At 42.3% G+C, this 19,851-nt stretch carries 17 protein-coding genes and 3 tRNA genes; 7 read left to right on the top strand and 13 right to left on the bottom strand.

Annotated elements, in window-relative coordinates; genetic code table 11:
• Positions 1–14: 14 nt before the first annotated feature.
• The 4 genes from RWY97_RS09840 to RWY97_RS09825 form a co-directional block, all read right to left on the bottom strand.
• Positions 15–1,571 (bottom strand): hypothetical protein, encoded by a 1,557-nt coding sequence (locus tag RWY97_RS09840; protein WP_315566933.1) that lies wholly within the window; start codon positions 1,569–1,571, stop codon positions 15–17.
• 122 nt (positions 1,572–1,693) lie between these two features.
• Entirely contained in the window at positions 1,694–2,320 is a 627-nt protein-coding gene (locus RWY97_RS09835) for a DUF4974 domain-containing protein (protein WP_314077570.1), read from the bottom strand.
• A 35-nt stretch (positions 2,321–2,355) separates the two neighbouring features.
• On the bottom strand, positions 2,356–2,859 hold the full coding sequence (locus RWY97_RS09830; RefSeq protein WP_021583033.1) for a sigma-70 family RNA polymerase sigma factor: 504 nt from the start codon (positions 2,857–2,859) through the stop codon (positions 2,356–2,358).
• 277 nt (positions 2,860–3,136) lie between these two features.
• The gene (locus tag RWY97_RS09825; protein ID WP_024991570.1) at positions 3,137–3,532 is read right to left on the bottom strand and encodes a hypothetical protein; all 396 of its coding nucleotides are present in this window, start codon (positions 3,530–3,532) and stop codon (positions 3,137–3,139) included.
• Positions 3,533–3,754: 222 nt separating this feature from the next.
• Here RWY97_RS09825 and RWY97_RS09820 point away from each other — a divergent pair.
• A tRNA-Phe gene (locus tag RWY97_RS09820) sits at positions 3,755–3,827 on the top strand.
• 95 nt (positions 3,828–3,922) lie between these two features.
• Here RWY97_RS09820 and tsaA read toward each other — a convergent pair.
• Positions 3,923–4,591 (bottom strand): tRNA (N6-threonylcarbamoyladenosine(37)-N6)-methyltransferase TrmO, encoded by a 669-nt coding sequence (tsaA, locus tag RWY97_RS09815; protein ID WP_024991569.1) that lies wholly within the window; start codon positions 4,589–4,591, stop codon positions 3,923–3,925.
• A 210-nt stretch (positions 4,592–4,801) separates the two neighbouring features.
• Here tsaA and RWY97_RS09810 point away from each other — a divergent pair, with 210 nt between their 5' ends.
• From RWY97_RS09810 to queG, 6 genes are all read left to right on the top strand, one after another.
• Positions 4,802–5,728: a YitT family protein gene (locus tag RWY97_RS09810; protein ID WP_315566931.1), complete on the top strand. Its 927-nt coding sequence runs from the start codon at positions 4,802–4,804 to the stop codon at positions 5,726–5,728.
• Between the two features lie 409 nt (positions 5,729–6,137).
• Positions 6,138–7,172: an asparaginase gene (locus tag RWY97_RS09805; RefSeq protein ID WP_273177448.1), complete on the top strand. Its 1,035-nt coding sequence runs from the start codon at positions 6,138–6,140 to the stop codon at positions 7,170–7,172.
• A 118-nt stretch (positions 7,173–7,290) separates the two neighbouring features.
• The gene (gene rbr / locus RWY97_RS09800; RefSeq protein WP_273177411.1) at positions 7,291–7,833 is read left to right on the top strand and encodes a rubrerythrin; all 543 of its coding nucleotides are present in this window, start codon (positions 7,291–7,293) and stop codon (positions 7,831–7,833) included.
• Between the two features lie 188 nt (positions 7,834–8,021).
• Positions 8,022–11,354: a protein O-mannosyl-transferase family gene (locus RWY97_RS09795; protein WP_315566929.1), complete on the top strand. Its 3,333-nt coding sequence runs from the start codon at positions 8,022–8,024 to the stop codon at positions 11,352–11,354.
• A 7-nt stretch (positions 11,355–11,361) separates the two neighbouring features.
• Positions 11,362–11,973 (top strand): polysaccharide deacetylase family protein, encoded by a 612-nt coding sequence (locus RWY97_RS09790; RefSeq protein ID WP_021583047.1) that lies wholly within the window; start codon positions 11,362–11,364, stop codon positions 11,971–11,973.
• A complete protein-coding gene (gene queG, locus RWY97_RS09785) occupies positions 11,951–12,979 on the top strand; it encodes a tRNA epoxyqueuosine(34) reductase QueG (protein WP_273177419.1) in 1,029 nt (342 codons plus the stop codon). Before RWY97_RS09790 ends, queG begins: the two co-directional genes overlap by 23 nt.
• Before the next feature lie 113 nt (positions 12,980–13,092).
• Here queG and RWY97_RS09780 read toward each other — a convergent pair.
• From RWY97_RS09780 to RWY97_RS09745, 8 genes are all read right to left on the bottom strand, one after another.
• Positions 13,093–13,164, bottom strand: a tRNA-Glu gene (locus tag RWY97_RS09780).
• Positions 13,165–13,189: 25 nt separating this feature from the next.
• Positions 13,190–13,276, bottom strand: a tRNA-Ser gene (locus RWY97_RS09775).
• A gap of 506 nt (positions 13,277–13,782) precedes the next feature.
• Complete coding sequence (locus tag RWY97_RS09770; protein ID WP_315566928.1) at positions 13,783–14,982, bottom strand: transporter; 1,200 nt, start codon at positions 14,980–14,982, stop codon at positions 13,783–13,785.
• Positions 14,979–15,623: an ATP-binding cassette domain-containing protein gene (locus tag RWY97_RS09765; protein WP_315566927.1), complete on the bottom strand. Its 645-nt coding sequence runs from the start codon at positions 15,621–15,623 to the stop codon at positions 14,979–14,981. The genes RWY97_RS09770 and RWY97_RS09765 overlap by 4 nt, the downstream gene beginning before the upstream one ends.
• Positions 15,624–15,661: 38 nt before the next feature.
• On the bottom strand, positions 15,662–17,020 hold the full coding sequence (locus RWY97_RS09760; RefSeq protein WP_315566926.1) for a DUF4836 family protein: 1,359 nt from the start codon (positions 17,018–17,020) through the stop codon (positions 15,662–15,664).
• A gap of 12 nt (positions 17,021–17,032) precedes the next feature.
• The gene (locus RWY97_RS09755; protein WP_315566924.1) at positions 17,033–17,755 is read right to left on the bottom strand and encodes a 16S rRNA (uracil(1498)-N(3))-methyltransferase; all 723 of its coding nucleotides are present in this window, start codon (positions 17,753–17,755) and stop codon (positions 17,033–17,035) included.
• Between the two features lie 18 nt (positions 17,756–17,773).
• Positions 17,774–18,316 (bottom strand): bifunctional nuclease domain-containing protein, encoded by a 543-nt coding sequence (locus tag RWY97_RS09750; protein ID WP_315566922.1) that lies wholly within the window; start codon positions 18,314–18,316, stop codon positions 17,774–17,776.
• 41 nt (positions 18,317–18,357) lie between these two features.
• On the bottom strand, positions 18,358–19,629 hold the full coding sequence (locus RWY97_RS09745; protein ID WP_315566921.1) for an MFS transporter: 1,272 nt from the start codon (positions 19,627–19,629) through the stop codon (positions 18,358–18,360).
• Positions 19,630–19,851: the final 222 nt, after the last annotated feature.

Here is a 19,851-nt window from a genome sequence, read left to right as displayed (position 1 = left end):
ATATTTCTGACTTATTATCTATAAAATATTGAGTAATAATCGGTTGTAAATACGAACCCTGCATTCAATTTACCTTTCCATAAAGGATATACAAGCACATTTTTAAGAGCAAAGAAACGACTACAATTGTTATTTTGTGAATTTACGGAATAATTCTTATGTGACTTTTCAACATAAGACAGATTGCCAAACCTATTCCCAGTATACATATAGTCTATATCAAAGTTTAGATTAAGTTTACCAATCTTTCCGTTATAATACGTACTGAGGCAATGAGTAGGCCGATCCGTTCGTTCAAAGCGCATACGATGAGGGTAATCTTCCTTTGTTCCATTAAATAATATACTTTGAATATGATTATTTCCTTCACCTATGGAATGTTGGCGTTTGATATAATAAGTAAAACCGGCCGATCGATTATCGCCAAAGACATAGTTCAATTGTACCTGTCCGTTAAGATCCATTTTATGTACATCATATACAAGAGCAGAATTCTTTTTCACAAGATTTCGGATTTCCCAAAGCGTTGTCTGCCCTTGATGCAAGCGACTATTGTCATAAGAGATACTACTCGAAACGTCTAATCCACCCATCCGATAGTTCAGACTTGCACTGTTGTTGGCACTTCCACGATGCGCCATTTTAACATTGGTTTCAAAGACTCCACCCAATCCGTCACCTTTCTTTTTTACTGTTTTAATTTTGATAACTGCCGTTACTGTGGCATCATAATGTATTCCGGGAGCTGTTATCACTTCAACACTGTTGATTTCATCAGACTTTAATAATGTAAGTTCATTACTGTGCAATACTTTCTTTCCATTAATATAGATAAGCGGACTTCCTTCTTGCCCGAAAATAGAGATATCTCCGTTCTCAGTCGTGATATTAGGAAGCATTCCCAACACATCTTTCGCCGTACCGACATAACTCAGGTTTGTTCCTTGGACATTGACGATAAGGCCCTCTTTTCCTATCCGATATGCAGGTCGATTTGTCTTCACCATTACAGTCTTTACCAACATCGTTTTTGTTCGCATCCTAACAGTACCAATAGCTTTTACGTCTACGATATCATAAAGTGTCTTGTATCCTACACAGCTCACTCTCATAAGTACCCGCTTCCGATTAGTTGGAATAACAAAATCGCCGCTTTCACTACTTACACCTCCCGTAATAAGTGAAGAGTCCTGCACATTAAGCAAAGCGATATTGGCATAAATAACGGGATTTGAATGCTGATCTATCAATTTTCCGATAAGTCTACCTCCTCCTTTCTGTATACATTCTATAAATATATTACGGTTATTCTCATCAGTTACAATACGAATAGGATAAAAGCCAACTACATCACGAATAGCATTAGGGATTGTCTTATTCTTAAATGAGGTAGTAACGACAAAGTCTTCCAATTCATCAAAGATAAAATTAATACGATAATCACTGGATTCACGGTCAAGTATTTTCAAAACTTCAGCAAGCGACTCGCCTTTAAAGACGTGATTTACTCGTTGTGGTTGTGCAGTTACGGAAATAAATATGATAAACAAAAGAAGGGCTATCCTTTTCATTTTACGACAGTCAATTCAATATATATTAAAGAGTTGAGGTGTAGCTCGTTTATTGGCATAAAACAAAGAATGACATCATAAGGAATGTCATCTATGCATTGGTAAAAAGGCAGATAAAGACATCATTTAACGATAATGGTGTCTTCATTGAGCAAAAGCTGCACATTCTCAAAATGGTTCATCAGAGCTATGACCTCTTCAAGTTCTTGCCCGCTGTTCCATTGCATATACAGACGAATATTACGGACAGCAGGGCGGGCATATTTCACACTGATATGATACACTTCTGCCACATCGTCAAGTATCTTTTGTAGCGGAACGTCATCATAAATATAAGGACGGGAAGCAAGAACAGAATCTCTCTCTTCCGGAACCATCGTGTTAAAAGACATCGTTTGGTGTGACACAGATGCAACTGCTTGCTGTTCACTTGTTCCATCAAGACTCCCACGAAACAACTGTGGATGAAATACGGCGAAAGCAACACCAGAAACAACAAGCAAGGTAATACCGACAGCAACGGCAACACGCCACACACGGTATCCTTGAAAGATACGTTCACGACGGAACCGGTTCCATTCCTCTACGACATTAGGAATGCAATCCGATACCTGTTTAGAAGCCATTGCCTTGCGAACTTCCACTAAACGGTCATAGAGTCTGCGACATTCCTCATCAGAAAGAATGTCGTCTTTCTGCTGCTCTGAAAAATCCTGCGGATGCTCTATTATCTGTAAGAGCTGTTCCATCTTTTTATTATCTTCCATAATGGGTGAAAGTTAGTTTATAGTTCATTATTCTTTAAAAACTTAGTCCGTAACTTTTTCAAAGCTTTTACGACGTGCTTATTGACGGCCGAGATACTGATACCTAAAATTTCAGCAGTTTCCCGATAGCTTTTACCTTCTCCATAACGCAGATACAAGATACGTCCTGCTTGCGGTGTCAGATCATTTTCAATAGCATCCAGTATCTCTTTCAAACATTGTTCATTCTCTTCCTCAGGTATCTGAGTATAAGATTGTTCCAGTGGATACAGGCGACGAAGTCTCTCATCCCTGCTTTTGCGCGCAATGACATTGAGACATCGGTTACGGATACAAGCAAGGAGAAAGGGCCGCTGCATATCAGCTCGCACAGGAAGACCACTATCCCAAAGTCGGGCGAAGACTTCACTAACAATATCACGGCTCTCTTCCTTATCGTGAAGATAAGTAAAAGCCAAACGGTACATCGCCTCATAATGACTGTGAAACAGCTGCTCAAATATTTTCTCCTTGCCCTGCATAGTTTTTTCTACATACGTTTATTGATAATACAAACTCACCACGAAAATCATTACCCCTAAGATAAAGGATGAATACATATCAGAAAAAGAATTTGTTGTATCTTCTGCAAAGGTACGATTTATTACTAAAAGAATCGTTTGTATCTTCACAATAAATGAACCTCTCTGAAAATCCTGATGAGAATTTGTTGAGCAATCTATATGAAAGCATAAAAAAGCAAAGTGGAAATTCCTCCCAGAATCCCCACTTACTACAACTAATTATCAAAATAAGACCTTATTTATCCTTGCCGAACAGCCCTTTGAGGAATCCGGAGACCTTAGCACCACTCTTTCTCACGGCTTTCGTAATCACATTTCCTGTCGTATCAACGGCTTCCGTTAGTTTCTTACTTTCAAGAAAAGCCATTTTCTTTTTATAACGAATGCGATAAGCCGTGTAAGTAGACAATTGCTCATTAGTCATTTTCGCTTTATAAGTTGTATGATACTCATCTGTCAGAATCTCATAAACAGAGTCTATGCGTTGGTAATCGTGCGGAGTGACCGACTTCAAAGACTCGACACCATTTAAAAAACGTTTGTAGCGTGAAAGATAAACGTCTACCCGCTGTGCCGAAACAGTTACGGAGCACAGGGCAACCCATAGTGTTATCAAAACCAATCTTTTCATACTCAAAAAACTTTTATACAATAAATACAGGGGCAAAAATAACAATAAATCGTCAAAGGCCTATCTTTTCGTCTCCCAAAGATTGTTAACCAACTTTGTGTAATGTTATTCACGGCGATTGAATACACTATTTGTTAATAATATCTAACAAGAGGATATTTCTTGATTCTTCATTTGCGAGGCTTGATAAAATCATTTATCTTTGCACTCGCAAAAACAAATGGTGCCATAGCTCAGTTGGTAGAGCAAAGGACTGAAAATCCTTGTGTCCCCGGTTCGATTCCTGGTGGTACCACTCCTCCTTTCATTGGCCCGGCCTTTTTATAAAGGTTGGGCTTTTTATTTCCCTTAATTTCCCTAATTCTTATTTATATATCCTTTGCCAAAGAGTCATTCTTCAATGACCGTCAGAATGTCGTTGCACACGCGGAAATGAATATCCATTCCGGCAAAAGGCATTCCATAGACTTTCAATGGATCATTTTGGTAATGTGGCCGCGGGTCTAATTCCAACGTCTTACGCAACACAATGAGTAGATCAGGTGCAAGCCGAGCAGCAAATGTCGGTGGAATTACTACTTGCAAACGATGAATTGCTGCGTGGTCAACGAATCCACTTCGTGCCTCGGGGTGACTGTCGGCGTACACAATGTAAGGTTTGATATCATAAATCGGTGTTCCGTCCATCAAATCCCCACCCAAAACGTGCAACACTGGTCCTTGCTCCGTATCCAATTCTACACGTGAAAGGCGTACGGACGATAGTCCCAAAGCATTTGGTCGGAATGGTGAACGTGTGGCAAAAACGCCCATTCGCGTATTGCCTCCCAATAAAGGAGGTCGCACAACAGGACTTACTGCCTTACCTCTGTTGGCCGAAAACTCCCAAATCAACCATAGAAAATCGAACCCTTCAATTCCTCTTAATGCATCAGCATTACGAAATCGTGGTTCAAAAATGATCTTCCCATCCAATTCTTTCACCAATCCGCTCTGTTTGGGAATACCGAACTTGGAAGCAAACAGCGAGTGAAAATGAGCTATCGGCACTAATTCCATCTTTTATTTTCAAGTTTTTGGATTTCCAAATTATTCTGTTCCACATCCAATCCTAATAAGATTGTGACTACAAATTTACGCAAATTGTTCGAGCTTTTCTACCAACCAGAGGAACAAAAATCAAGTTTTTCTACTTACGGAGAATTTTTTCGATATTTTATTTTGCTATTTTCACAAGTTGATATACCTTTGAAGTCACAATTTAAACATATGAAAAAAGTTGGTATCAGTAAAAACACTCTGTTCAAAGAGATACGGGATTACATTTCGATAGCTATTGCAATGCTGTCGTATTGTATTGGGTGGACACTCTTTTTATTGCCGAACGACATTACGACAGGTGGTGTTCCGGGTATCTCTTCTATCATTTATTGGGGCCTAAACATCCCTGTCAACATCACTTATTTCATTATCAACGCCATTCTTTTAATCATTGCACTGAAAGTTTTGGGATGGCGCTTCTGTATCAAAACCATTTACGGCGTTGTTGTTTTAACTATTGCGACTTCGATTACCACACAATACACCAAGGACTTGCATCTACTTCACGACCAACCTTTTATGGCTAGCGTCCTCGGAGCTGTCTTCTGCGGATGCGGAGTGGGTCTCGGTCTGTCGTCGAACGGCAGTTCCGGCGGTACGGATATTGTTGCGGCGGTTATCAACAAATATCGGGATATCTCCTTAGGTCGTGTAATTCTACTCTGCGACATCATTATCATCTCGTCCAGTTACTTTGTCCTACACAGTTGGGAGAAAGTGATTTACGGATATGTAGTACTCTATATCACTGCATTTTGCGTGGATCAAGTAGTCAATTCAATGCGGCGCTCAGTGCAATTCTTTATCATTTCAGACAAATATGAGGAAATCGGCAATCGAATCAACCTCAATCCGCACCGAGGTTGCACAGTAATCAATGCGCAAGGATTCTATTCCGGACATAACGTCAAGATGCTTTTCGTGCTCGCCAAGAAGCGAGAATCATCCGTAATCTTCCAATTAATCAATGAGATCGATCCCAAAGCATTTGTCTCCCAAAGTGCAGTCATCGGCGTATACGGTGCCGGATTCGACACGTTAAAAGTGAAGAAAAACAACAAACAAACCAAGGAGCCCGGACAGATAGAATATTAAAGTCTCGTCATTAACCGTTTTTCGCCTTGCGATTAACCATTAATCATCTTGCGATTAACCATTAATTATCTTCTGATTAACGATTAATTGCAGTGCGATTAACGGCATTTAATGGCACAAAATAAGGCTAATAAGATAATTCATTGATAGCCTGTGATTTAGAATTTATATATAGGATAGGGCTATACTTTAATCTTGTCAAAAGAATAAATGCCGGATATCATCTTTAAAGATGTTTTGAAAATAGCAAAGTGTCAGTAGACAAGCACTAAATTTCGAATTTTGCACGTTCAATACATACAAAAATACTATTTTTTTTGGTCATAATCGAGAATTAGATTATATTTGCACACCGAAAGCCTGATAAACGATAATGCATATGAATAACGAAATGAAGACCATAACACGAATGAAACATACGGCCCAAGTATTGTTGATATATACCGGCGGAACAATTGGTATGGGGCAGAATCCTGTCACAGGAGCCCTTGAACCGTTAGATTTCAACCATTTACTGTCCTGTATTCCCGAACTCGAACAGGTGGGGACAAACGTAGATGTTTATCAATTCACTCCGCCAATCGATTCCAGTGATATGTCGCCGCGCCTGTGGGCACAACTCGTCAATATTATATCCGAACGGTTTGAGAGATACGATGGCTTTGTCATTTTGCACGGAACGGACACAATGGCATATACAGCCTCGGCCCTATCGTTTATGCTCGAAAATCTGACCAAGCCTGTAATCCTCACTGGAAGTCAATTGCCTATCGGACAACTCCGCACGGACGGGAAAGAAAATCTTGTTACCAGCATAGAGTTTGCATCTCTCCGCCATCCTGACGGGACAGCTGTGGTGCCCGAAGTATGTATCTATTTCAGTGGAAAACTGTTGCGAGGGAATCGCTCTACCAAACAAAATTCTGACGGATTCAATGCTTTCGACTCATTCAATTATCCCCATTTGTGCGATGCTGGTATCAATTTCAATTTCCATTATCATAATATCCATATTCCAGATTTCGGTAAATCAATGGTTCCTCACACGGCAATGGATCCCAATGTGATGGTTTTCTCGCTTTTCCCCGGTATGCAAGACAATATCGTACGTCACGTTCTTGAAGTGCCGCAGCTGCGAAGTATCGTGATGCGGAGTTACGGTAGTGGTAATGCCCCGCAATTTCCGTGGATTATCAAGCTATTAAGAGAGGCTAGCGAGCGCGGTGTGATTATTGTCAATATCAGTCAATGCGTAGTGGGAAATGTTGAAATGGGACGCTATGATACCAGTTATCAACTGAAAGATATGGGCATTGTGAGCGGTCGTGACTGTACGGTTGAGGCAGCAGTAACCAAACTGATGTATCTCCAAGGCCGTTATACCGACAGCCACATCATCCGATCGTGTATGGAAGACTCTATTGCCGGTGAAATGACAATTTAGAAATATAAGGATTATTAAAACTGTTATATATCCAATGTAATATTTGCCGACTCCATAAAAAAGCTGTATCTTTGTCCCGCATTTAGACAAAAACAGGAAACATTAACACAGAAACATTATGAAAGAATTAAAAGGAACAAAGACAGAGAAGAATCTTCAAGAAGCATTTGCGGGTGAGAGTCAGGCACGTAACAAATACACATTCTTTGCTTCAAAGGCCAAGAAAGACGGTTACGAGCAGATTGCTGCTATCTTTTTGGAGACTGCCGAGAATGAAAAAGAGCACGCCAAGTTGTGGTTCAAGTATCTCGAAGGTGGCGATATTAAGCCTACTTCGGAGAATTTAAAGGAAGCCGCAGCCGGTGAACAGTATGAATGGACTGATATGTATGAACGTATGGCCAAAGAAGCCGACGAAGAAGGATTTGACGAAATTGCACGAAAGTTCCGTGGAGTATTAGCAATTGAGAAGACACACGAGGAACGTTATCGTAAGCTGTTGAAGAATATTGAGGACGAGGTTGTATTTTCTCGTGATGGCGATTGTATTTGGCAGTGTCGCAATTGCGGCCATATTGTCATTGGTAAGAAAGCTCCGAAGCTGTGCCCGGTATGCAATCATCCGCAGGCTTTCTTTGAATTACGCGCTACCAATTATTGATCTTCAGATCCTTTTAGAGCGTTTATTCAGGACAGAGAACCCAATCTCTGTCCTGTTTTTCGTTTATAACAAGATCCCCAAAAGTAGAATGTGTTTTCACACAATTTTTATTACGCTGTTGGTAATTATCAATTAAATATGTTACCTTTGCACCTATATTTCGAAATAACATCACATTAAAAAGAATAATGAAGCAGTACAGACTTGTGGACAATGTGCTGGGATGGGTCGCATTCTTGATTGCGGCTTTCACCTATTGCTCCACCATCGAGCCGACAGCCAGTTTTTGGGACTGTCCCGAATTTATAACAACGGGTTACAAGTTAGAGATTGGCCACCCACCGGGCGCACCTTTCTTTATGCTCACAGCTAACTTATTCTCGCAGTTTGCCAGTGACGCATCGCAGGTAGCTCGTATGGTGAATATGATGAGTGCGCTGCTCAGTGCCACAACTATTCTGTTTCTGTTCTGGTCGATAACGCATCTTACGCGCAAACTGATCTTAAAAAACTGGGATGCACTAACAATGGGCAAGCTGATTGCCATTGAAGCCTCGGGAATGGTAGGTGCATTGATTTATGCTTTCAGTGATACGTTTTGGTTTTCGGCCGTCGAAGGCGAGGTATATGCTTATTCTTCGGCTTTCACAGCCATTGTGTTTTGGCTCATCCTGAAATGGGAAGACCACGCCGACGAGCCTCACAGCGACCGCTGGCTGGTGTTGATTACCTATATGACAGGGCTTTCTATCGGTGTGCATCTATTGAATTTGCTGTGCATTCCGGCCATCGTCTTGGTGTTTGTTTATCGTAAATACCCCGAGATTGAGCTGAAGGGATCGCTCGTGGCTTTGCTTATCTCGTTCTTGCTCGTAGCTGCTGTGCTTTACGGTGTTGTGCCCGGCATTATCACTGTGGGTGGATGGTTCGAGTTGTTGTTCGTTAATTATCTCGGTTGTCCATTCAATACGGGCGAGATTGTGTATATTATCCTGCTTGCGAGTGTGGTAATTTGGGCGATTTACGAAACTTACACGTTGCGCAGTGAGCGGCGAGAAAATATTGCTTTTATCGCTTCTGTGGCTATGCTCGGCATCCCTTTTTACGGTTATGGCTGGTCGGCGGTAGTAATCGGAGTAATTGTTTTAGCTCTGTTGTGGTTCGTATTGAACTACAAACGAGTGGTTGACAAGAAGCGGGTAGCTGTTGTTTCGTCGCGTATCAAGAATACGGCATTGCTTTGTATGCTGATGTTGATGATCGGTTATTCCACTTATGCGCTGATTGTGATTCGTTCTTCAGCCAATACTCCAATGGATCAGAACTCGCCGGAAGATATTTTCACGCTCGGAAATTATCTCAGTCGTGATCAATATGGCGATCGGCCGCTGTTTTATGGGCCTGCTTACACCTCGCAAGTACAATTGGATGTAGAGGGCAATATCTGTAAACCGCGTCGGAAAGAAGGTGCTCCCATCTATCAGCGCAAAGAAAAGGCCTCTGCTAATGAGCCTGATCGATATATCGTCGTGGGACATAAAGACAAATACGTATATGCTCAGAATATGCTGTTCCCGCGTATGTATGATGCTGCTCATCGCGGGGCTTACGAAGATATTATGGGAGGCGTAGACGGAACAGAGGTCCCTTACGACCGTTGCGGCGAGCAAATGACGGTTAAAGTACCATCGCAAACAGACAATCTGCTGTTTTTTATCTCTTACCAATGCAACTTTATGTATTGGCGTTACTTTATGTGGAACTTCGCAGGAAGACAGAACGACATTCAGAGCAATGGCGAATTAGAGCATGGCAACTGGCTGTCGGGTATCCCTTTCATTGACAATCTTCGTTTGGGAGATCAAAGTAAGCTGCCTGACGAACTCAAAAACAATAAAGGACATAATGTATTCTATTGCTTGCCATTGCTACTTGGTATCATCGGTTTGTTCTGGCAAGCTTTCCGCGGACGCCGAGGTATTCGTCAGTTCTGGGTGGTCTTCTTCCTCTTCTTTATGACCGGATTGGCCATTGTTATCTATTTGAACCAGACGCCGCAGCAACCTCGTGAGCGAGATTATGCTTATGCTGCTTCGTTCTACGCTTTTGCAATTTGGTGTGGCATTGGTGTAGCAGCCATTCTCGATATGATCAAGAAGCGATTCAAAGTAGAAGGCACCGTGGTGTCGGCTATTGTGGCATTGCTCTGCTTGTTGGTGCCGATTCAGATGGTATCGCAGACGTGGGACGATCACGATCGCAGCGGTCGTTATATGTGTCGTGACTTTGGTCAGAATTATCTGATGACGCTTCAAGACAAGGGTAATCCCATCATCTTCACCAACGGCGACAATGACACTTTCCCGCTTTGGTATAACCAAGACGTAGAAGGCAAACGCACGGATGCACGTGTCTGCAACCTCAGTTATCTGCAAACGGATTGGTATATCGACCAAATGCGGCGCCCGGCTTACGATTCGCCGTCCGTCCCCATTACTTGGCCACGACTCGAATATGTTGGAGGAGTCAACGATTATGTAGAGATTCAGCCGCAAGCCAAACAGCAATTGCTTGACTTTTACAAACAAAATCCGGCCCAGGCCAAAGCTCAATTTGGAGATAATCCGTTTGAATTGAAGAATATTTTGAAGTATTGGGTACGCTCAAAAGATGCTTCGATGCACTTTATTCCTACCGACACAGTTTATGTCACGATTGATAAAGCAGCCGTGAAACGTAGCGGAATGATGATGGCCAGCGATTCTATTCCCGATCGAATGGTGATTTCGCTTGCCGGAAAGAGCGCGCTTGGTAAAGGCGATCTGATGATGTTGGAAATGATTTCGCAGTGCAACTGGACGCGCCCGATATATGTTGCGCTTACCGTTGGTGAAGAAAATTATATGAATCTGGGCGATAACTTTATCCAAGAAGGACTTGCCAACCGCATCAGTCCGTTTACAACGAACAAGCCGGGAGCTAAAAACTTCGATACAGAGAAGACTTATCGAAACGTGATGACTCGCTATCGCTACGGCGGGTTAGAACAAAAGGGGCTTTATATTGACGAGACTGTGATGCGAATGTGCTATACCCATCGCCGTTTGATGGGGCAATTAGCTTTGCAACTCATTGCCGAACATCAGGACGCTAAGGCTTTACACGTGTTGCAAAAGGCCGAACGAGTGCTTCCTACTTATAACATCCCAATGACTTATATGAGTGGTGGGGCCGACATTGCACGTGCTTATGCTTTTCTCGGACAGAAAGCCAAAGCCACGGAAGTGCTCAATGCCCTTTGGACTAATAGTAGGCAATACGCTCAGTGGTATCTGTCACTTTGGGGCGGACGCTTCACTGAGTCAATGAACGACTGTCTCACACAATTTTACGTGATGCACCAGCTCTGTGGCATTGCTCAAATGGTAGACAAGAAAATGGGTGATAGAATGACCAAAGAGGTGGAAATGCTTTACAAACAGTATCTCGACAAGGGCGGTATTCCCCCCGAACGAAAGTAGAAAGCGGATGATAATTGAGCAACCGAGCATCTGGCTGCGTTGGCTTTATCCCCGAGCGACGTGGCGAATGGATAGGAATGACCATTCGGTTTACCTTACTTTTGACGACGGGCCGATACCGGAGTCGACGCCATTTCTGCTCCGTACGCTGGCTGAATACGATGCCCGGGCTACCTTCTTTATGGTGGGAGACAATGTGCGCAAGCATCCCGAGCTCTTCGAACAGATTGTTGCAGCGGGCCATCGAGTGGGAAACCACACATATAACCACATTGGCGGAGCTCGCCATACCATCCGAACGTACAGCGCCAATGCAGAAAAAGCCAATTTGCTATTGCACACCAACCTCTTTCGTCCGCCTCACGGATGGATGCGATTAAGTCAATATGCGTGGTTGGGACGTAAATATCGTATCGTGATGTGGGATCTCGTGACACGCGATTACTCCAAATGGATGACGGCGGAAGACGTCCTTAACAATGTGAAACGATATACCCGAAACGGTTCGATTATTACTTTCCACGACTCGTTAAAGAGTATCGACAAGCTACACTATGCTTTGCCCGAGGCTCTGAGATGGTTGAAAGAACAAGGATATGCGTTTAAAACTTTCGAATGAAATCAAAGCCGAGGCTCTGCGTCTCGGCTTTTTTGCTTGCGGAATAGCCCGAGCTGAACCCGTGGCAGATGAAGTTGCTGCGCATGTAAGGCGCTGGCTTGATGTCGGGGGTAATGCCGGGATGACTTATATGGGCAATTATATAGACAAACGACTTGATCCGCGTTTATTGATGGACGGTGTAAAATCTATCGTTTGCGTTGCACTCAACTATGCGCCGGCCCAGCATATTCCCCCCGGTGAATTGCAATTGGCAAGCTATGCCTATGGAGCAGACTATCACGACGTTGTAAAAGAGAAGCTGCATCAGCTTGCAGCACACTTCGGTTTACAGCCGCTCGTAATGCAAGAGTCTGTTAAGCATCCGGCGATAAACGATATTTCGCAAGAAGATAGGCCGCATTATCGTGCCTTTTGTGATAGTGCCCCTATCTTGGAACGATATTGGGCAGAACGTGCGGGGTTGGGATGGACGGGGCGAAATCATCAGCTGATTATCCCCAAAGCCGGCAGTATGTTCGTTCTCGGTGAGCTTTTCATAGATATTGAGTTGGTTTATGACACACCGATTCCAAACAGATGCGGTACCTGCTACAAGTGCATCGATGCTTGTCCAACCCGAGCTTTAGGGTCTCACAGCGATATTTCAGCCGGTGTACCGGCACTTTTCAATGCAGAGAAGTGCCTTTCTTATCAAACCATTGAGAATAGGGGACCGCTTTCTTCGGCAGTTTCTTCGGCGATGGGAAATACCATTTATGGGTGCGACTGTTGTCAATCGGCTTGTCCGTGGAATCGCAATGCCCCGCCGACAACGGTTCCCGAACTACAACCCAAGCCTGAACTCCTTGCAATGACGCGTGATAAGTGGCGCCAGCTCACCGAAGAGGAATATCGAAAACTATTTAAAGGCAGTGCTGTTAAGCGTGCCAAATATACAGGGTTGATGCGGAATATCAATGCCGTAACCGAAAATTATTCTAAGGATTCTTTGAATAAGGAATGAACTTTTATGCAAATTCTTTTGCAAATATCAAATTGTTTTCTGTCTTTTTCATCTTTTCTATATTCTACCAAAATAAGATGCTTTGTAAATCTTTGATTTACAAAGCATCTTAGTAGTGGATAGGGGAATCGAACCCCTATGCCAAGATTGAGAATCTTGTATCCTAACCGTTAGATGAATCCACCGTTGTTCATTTGTAATAAAATACTGCGGAAGCTGGGGGATTCGAACCCCCGGTACGAGAACTCGCACGGCAGTTTAGCAAACTGCTGGTTTCAGCCACTCACCCAAACTTCCTTTACAGGTAATCCTACCTTTCACAGCATTCTCTCTTAAATGCGGTGCAAAGGTAAGATTTTATTTTTAAATGACCAAACAAATATCTATCTTTCTCATATGAAAAAATAGAAGCGATTTTGTAGGAGATAGCAGAACTGCTTTGACGAAGTGTATTTTCTTCTCTTCTTGCTTAATACACTTGTTACTTTCCTAAGAGATAGATATGCTTCGAATTACGCCTGTCTGATAAAATCACCTTTATCTATAAATAGCCGATGTTTATGACCGAAAATTCATATTTGTAATTTTCCTAACAAGTATACGACCTCTGCCTCACTACTCGTATAGTAGTGCCCCACAAGTATACGACTTGTCACCATACTCTGTCATTGACCTAAATGACAGCTTTTCAGGTGCAAAAAATATAGATATTATAACTAATGACTTTCTCGGATATTCAGCCAGCGTACGGAGCAGATAATGACGAAAGAATATTGAGTATTTAATATTTATTGCAGGTATATTCAGTCTTTACGATACCAGATTCGCATTATTTTACGGCGGATGACTAAGAGGTTGAGCAGGCTTACGACTGTGAAAAGACTCAGACCGAAAATGAAAGCAGGCCACATCGAACCATCTTCAATATCAGGGAAAAGTGTTTCGATGACACCCATATAATAATTTCGGATAAAACAGAGTACAATCCATACGAAGATAAGCACAGAAGCGTTAAGAATAAGTGTCAATAATTGGTAAGGAAAAGCAATGCGCCCCGGCGAATAACCAACCAACAATAAGTTTTCAAGTTTGGATGCATTTTTCTGTACTAAAAGATAAATGCTCAACATCAGGATATAAAAACTAAGGACGGAGATGATCAGACCGATAACAACCACAATCGATACCATCATTTTGAGAAAGTAAGTGGTTTTCTCTGCATCCAGATTGCTGTCTTCAACATCATAGTTTTTGCTGTCCATATATTTCGCGATATTCTCATCGGCAGGATTACCCACTTCTATAATTAGTCGATGAGTTGCATATTCACTATGTGTAGCATAGCGCTGATTGCTCCAGTCCATAAAGTCCTGTGGCACGAGGATGGAATTCAATCTGCCGGAAAAGCCGATGATCTTTCCCTTGAATTTGTCTTGATGACCGTTACCGCTAATGAAAATGTTGAGATCGATCATTCCGACAAGTCCGTCGCTGATTTTCGGGAGCGAATGGCTTTGTGCAAAACCGAAGTTATACATTGCAATATAGCTCCGTGGCAAGATAATCGGCACAACGCATTCATTCGGAATATAATGCCAATCTTTCAACGGCACATCCACAAAGTTGTCGGGAATACTTTCGAAAAACAATTCTGAGTTGAGCACCTGTGTACCATTTATCCCCATAGATGCATTTACTTGATATGCCGTAGACGTAAATTTTCCGACTTTGTCCACAAACTTACGTGCAGCGAGCTCGTCGATTTCAGACCGACTGAATGTATTATCTCGTCCCGAAAGAGTTCCTGCCGTACCGATTTTCTTGCTGATGATGATATAATCGGATTTCATAAAACTGTCTTCGGCTGTGAATACGGGTAGCACATCACGATAAAACTGAAATCCGAACAATACGATGAGCACGCCGAAGAGGTTGGCAAAGAAGAAACCGACAAACTGCGGCATACTGATATGCTGTCTCAATAATTTCCAAACAAGGCTCATAGGCGATAAATTGTTTCGTAAGGCAGGTTCATATGCTTACCGATACTGGTTATAATTACACTGGCACCTTGCCGTCCGGCTTCGGTCATCATTATTTCGCCCATGATTTCGGCATTGGTATCGTCTAAGTGGCTGATGGGTTCATCTGCTAAAAGAAAGTCGAAAGGCTGAACCAAGGCACGCATCATTGCTACACGTTGCTGTTGTCCGAAGGACATGTGTCCTACTTTTACATCAAGTTTATCAGCAATACCCAACTGCTCGAACCATGCGACAATCTCTTGGCGTGACTTAAAGCCTGTAAGGCGATTCTTGATTTCGACATTCTCTATGGCTGTGAGTTCGGGAAATAGTCTCAGTTCTTGAAACAGCGTGCTGATATGTGATTTACGTACCTTTATCCAATCGCACACGCTAAGCTCAGCAACATCACGCTTATCGAAATATATCTGTCCGCTGTAATCGTTCCGAAAACCGACAATATAGCTGCAAAAGGTACTTTTCCCTTTACCGCTGTCGGCCTCTATCAGATAGAGATGACCGCGTTTGAGAGTCATTTCGTTCTTCCATATCTCTGATTCTAAATCGTTCCTCTGAACGAAAACCTGTGGAAGAACAGAATGAAATTTAATCGTTTCCATCTATAATACTTTTATAGCACACTCGAAACCCGTATGCTTTATTTTGTCCTATATACAATCGAGTTTAATTGTCCGAAAACAGGTTTGAGTATTCCGGCGAAAGCTGCCACCTGTTTATTCTCAACAGAAGTCCAATTAATGATCATTACCATTTTACTTCCAACAATCTTCTGCTGTAAAGAACTCGAAATGGGATTCTCGGTAGGGCGGACAGAGGCCAGCGCTTGCTCTTTACTATTACCGCTTAGAAACTGTTTGTCTGGTGACACTCCGAAATAAAAAGTTGTCTTGTCATTGGTGTAATAATAAGCATTCTTTCCCCAAGGAACGATTCGGCTCCCTTTCGGGCACGACTGCATCCAATAAGGAATATCTGCAAGCCACGGAGTTTCTGACAACTCAGCAGCCATCGAAAGATTTAAATCATCGCTAGTATAAGAAGGTATGACTATCGACATATCTCCATCGACACTCCGAATGATATTATCTATATCGATGGCAGAATTTATACCGGTGAGCAAAGCTTGCAATCCTTTGTTATTGTGCAAAAGATTAATGAATTTCTTTCCGTCGACATTGACGAACATTCCCATCAATGCATTTGACGGCATCGACTTTGCATAGCGTCCCTTGATTGGGCGATAGCTTTTAAAGGCATCTTTTAAAGCCTTATCCACCTCTCGATTAAACGAAAATGTCTCGCCTTTGATATCCAAACATCCATTATCTATACTGGCGGCGGCAGCGATTAATACTTGTGAAGCTTCTGCATTTTTGGGGGCTCCGATGGTGAATGGGGCGACAAACTTTTCCGGTAAAGCCTGCGCTTGAATTACCATCGCGATTGGGCTTCCAATGGAATCTAATTTATTAAATATAGGCGTACTCTTGATTCCTTCATCTTCATTCTGTTTCAGGTATTTAGCCATTGCATTTTGTAATTCGGATTGGGCAGAAATAGTTACAGGACCCATCACGAGTAAAGCCTTATCTGAAAAACCGACAACCCATGAGTCTTTCAATACCGTAAACCGAAAGCCACGTCGTTGCTTAACGGATTGGCAAATTTTCTGCTTGGCAAGTTTTGTCAATGTGCTTTCGAGTTTATGCGCATCATTTACCTTTGCACACAATCCTAAATTTCCGTCAGGCGACTCAAAAAGAAAGAACTTGTTTGTCAAGCCTATTCCGCAATCGGCTGGCTCATTGATAGTCAACAAATTTTTCAACAAAGAGAGGTCTGTTTGGAATCCTATTTTGACCGGATCTACGGCAATCAATGCCGTACTTCCCTCGGGTATGGCATTGATATAATCAGAGCCGGAGCACGATGTCAAACACAATAATGTGCCTAACAGTAATTGAGGAATAAATAGTATGATAAGCCTTATTTTCATAATCAAATCTTTTTATTTATGAAGGGACAGTTGAGCCATACAGACAGCCATCATTCCTGCTGTCTCTGTGCGTAGCCTACTTTTTCCCAAAGTGACCGACTGATAGCCTTTCTCTTCGGCTTGCAACACCTCATCCAATGAGAAATCCCCCTCAGGTCCTATTAAAATCGTAACCGGTTCGTCGTCATTAAGTTGTTGGAGTTCGGCAAATAAGTCCTTTCGATAAATCTCAGGATAACAATGAGTGATAAACTTATGTCCTGTACGCGGTTGATTGATAAAGTCTTTGAAGGAAACCATCGGTGTAAGGATGGGCTTCCATGGCTTGCGGCTTTGTTTGACTGCCGAAACGATGATCTTGTCTAAACGCACGATACGCATTGCCTTTCGTTCGGAAAATTTACAGTTTAGAAACGAAATCTCATCGAAACCAATTTCCGTCGCTTTCTCTGCCATCCATTCGATACGGTCCATCATCTTGGTTGGTGCGATAACCAAATGTATATAACCTCGCCACGATTTCTCTTGGGGTAGAGTCTCTTTGATCTTATACATACATCGTTTAGTCGCTGCAATGGTTACTTCAGCAAGATAGAATGTTCCTTTACCATCCATCAGAAACATCTCGTCACCGCTTTGCAGCCGCAATACACGCAATGCGTGTAGAGCTTCCTCCATTGGCAGCTCTGTCTGATTAACTGCATCGGGTACATAAAAGTATCGACTCTCTTTCATATCTATTGCATCTAAATGTTAGACAGAGATATTGTCTTCATCTGCACGTTGTTGTTCGTCTTTCCTTTTACGCCTTAACATCTCATCACGCAGATTGGAAGCCAATTCATAGTTTTCATCCTTAATAGCCTTATCGAGTGCTTGCTGTAACATCGCATCGTCTATGGTGTTGACGGGTAAGGGAATATCGCGAGAACCGCCATTATAAGGCACGCTCTGTTTCCGCATTAGGTCTGATGAAGCATAAATAGGTATTTTAGCGATATATGCCAATAATACGGCATCGCTGGCACGTATTGCCACAGGTTGTAACGTTTCGCGATTGTAAAGTATGGCCTGGTACTGCCCGTCTACAATATGGTCTATAACGAGCTCAAAGTGTAAATCTGTCTGCAAACTGATGATGCTCCAAAGAGCTTCTGGCAATAATTTGCTAACCACAGGGGCACGATTGATTCTCATTTCAAACTGATAAAGAATTCCCTTGTCACAAGGTATCGTCAACTGATTCTGCTGAAATTCATCCACCATAATCAGTAATCCGATATTCTTCGTACCCACTATTTCGGAAACATTTTTGAATAAAAGCCTCACCCTGCCCATTATGCAACCATCTTCTCTCTACGTGGACGGAAAATCAAAGCAAAGGAAACGCCTACCGCCAAAGCATATCCTGCAAAGATAAACCAACAAGACTGCCAGTCGGTTCGACCATTCAAAGTGTGTGTGTTGACGATTACTTGTGCTCCCAATGTGCCGACTGTTGCTCCGATTCCGTTTGTCATCAGCATAAACAGCCCCTGTGCACTTGACCGCAAACGTTCGTCTGTTGCATTGTCTACAAAAAGAGAACCGGAAATATTAAAGAAATCGAACGCTACACCATACACCAGCATTGAGAGCACAAACATCCAGACTCCACTGCCCGGATTGCCTGTACCGAACAGACCGAACCTGAGTACCCATGCAAACATTGCGATCAGCATTACGTTTTTTATGCCGTAACGTTTCATAAAGAACGGTATCAGCAAAATGCAACACGTCTCGCTGATCTGCGAAAGCGAAATCAAAATATTCGCATGATTCACTCCAAATGTTCCGGCATATTCAGGAATATCTTTGAAACTGGTAATAAAAGGATTGGCAAACCCGTTTGTTATCTGCAAACTCACGCCGAGCAACATTGAAAAGACAAAGAATATAGCCATCTTTTTTTGCTTGAACAGCGTAAAAGCTTGTAATCCGAATGCATCTACAAGGCTCTTTTTCCCATCGCCACGATTTACCGGACAAGTCGGGAGTGTGAAAGTGTACAAAAAAAGAATGATACTCATTATGCCCGAAGTAACAAACTGATTTTGATTGGATTGAAACCCCATTAAATCTACTAACCACATCGTGCAGATAAATCCGATTGTTCCGAATACTCTGATCGGCGGAAAATCCTTGACAGTATCCATTCCAGCCTCTGTTAAAGCCGTATAGGCAACAGAATTAGTCAATGCTAATGTCGGCATGTAAAATGCCACACTAAGACAATACATCGGAAAAATCATTGAACCTTCAAAAGTTTCACCAATCGGTATACCGTCATAAGAGGTAGCTTGAATGCCATAATAAGCTGTTGCGAACATAAACAGTCCGGCCACAAAGTGACACAATCCCAACAAACGCTGTGCGGGAATCCAGCGATCAGCAATAATTCCCATCAGAGCCGGCATAAAAATAGATACAACTCCTTGAACTGCGTAAAACAAACCTATCTCTGAGACCATACCTATCTGTACAAGATAGGTTCCCATAGAGGTTAAATAAGCTCCCCAGACTGCAAATTCCAAGAAGTTCATCAAGGCTAAACGAATTTTCAAATTCATCTGTTTATTATTATCTTCATCAAATAATTTGTTGCAAAGATAGTGTAAATCGAGCGCAATACAAAATAAACTCATCTTTTTTAACGGGGCATTTGGTAATAAGACAGGGGTGATTAAAGATAGGATCAGGATAATCTTAATATCTCGATCTGTCTCCATCGTCTACTCCAGTTCGGGATAAGAAAGTTGTTTTTCTGCCGGCGGAACAAACTTTTCCGTTTT

Origin of the sequence: Hoylesella pleuritidis, from assembly GCF_963541955.1 — a bacterium.
In the GTDB taxonomy this organism is placed as follows: domain Bacteria; phylum Bacteroidota; class Bacteroidia; order Bacteroidales; family Bacteroidaceae; genus Prevotella; species Prevotella pleuritidis.
This window is presented reverse-complemented; position numbering and strand designations above follow the sequence as displayed.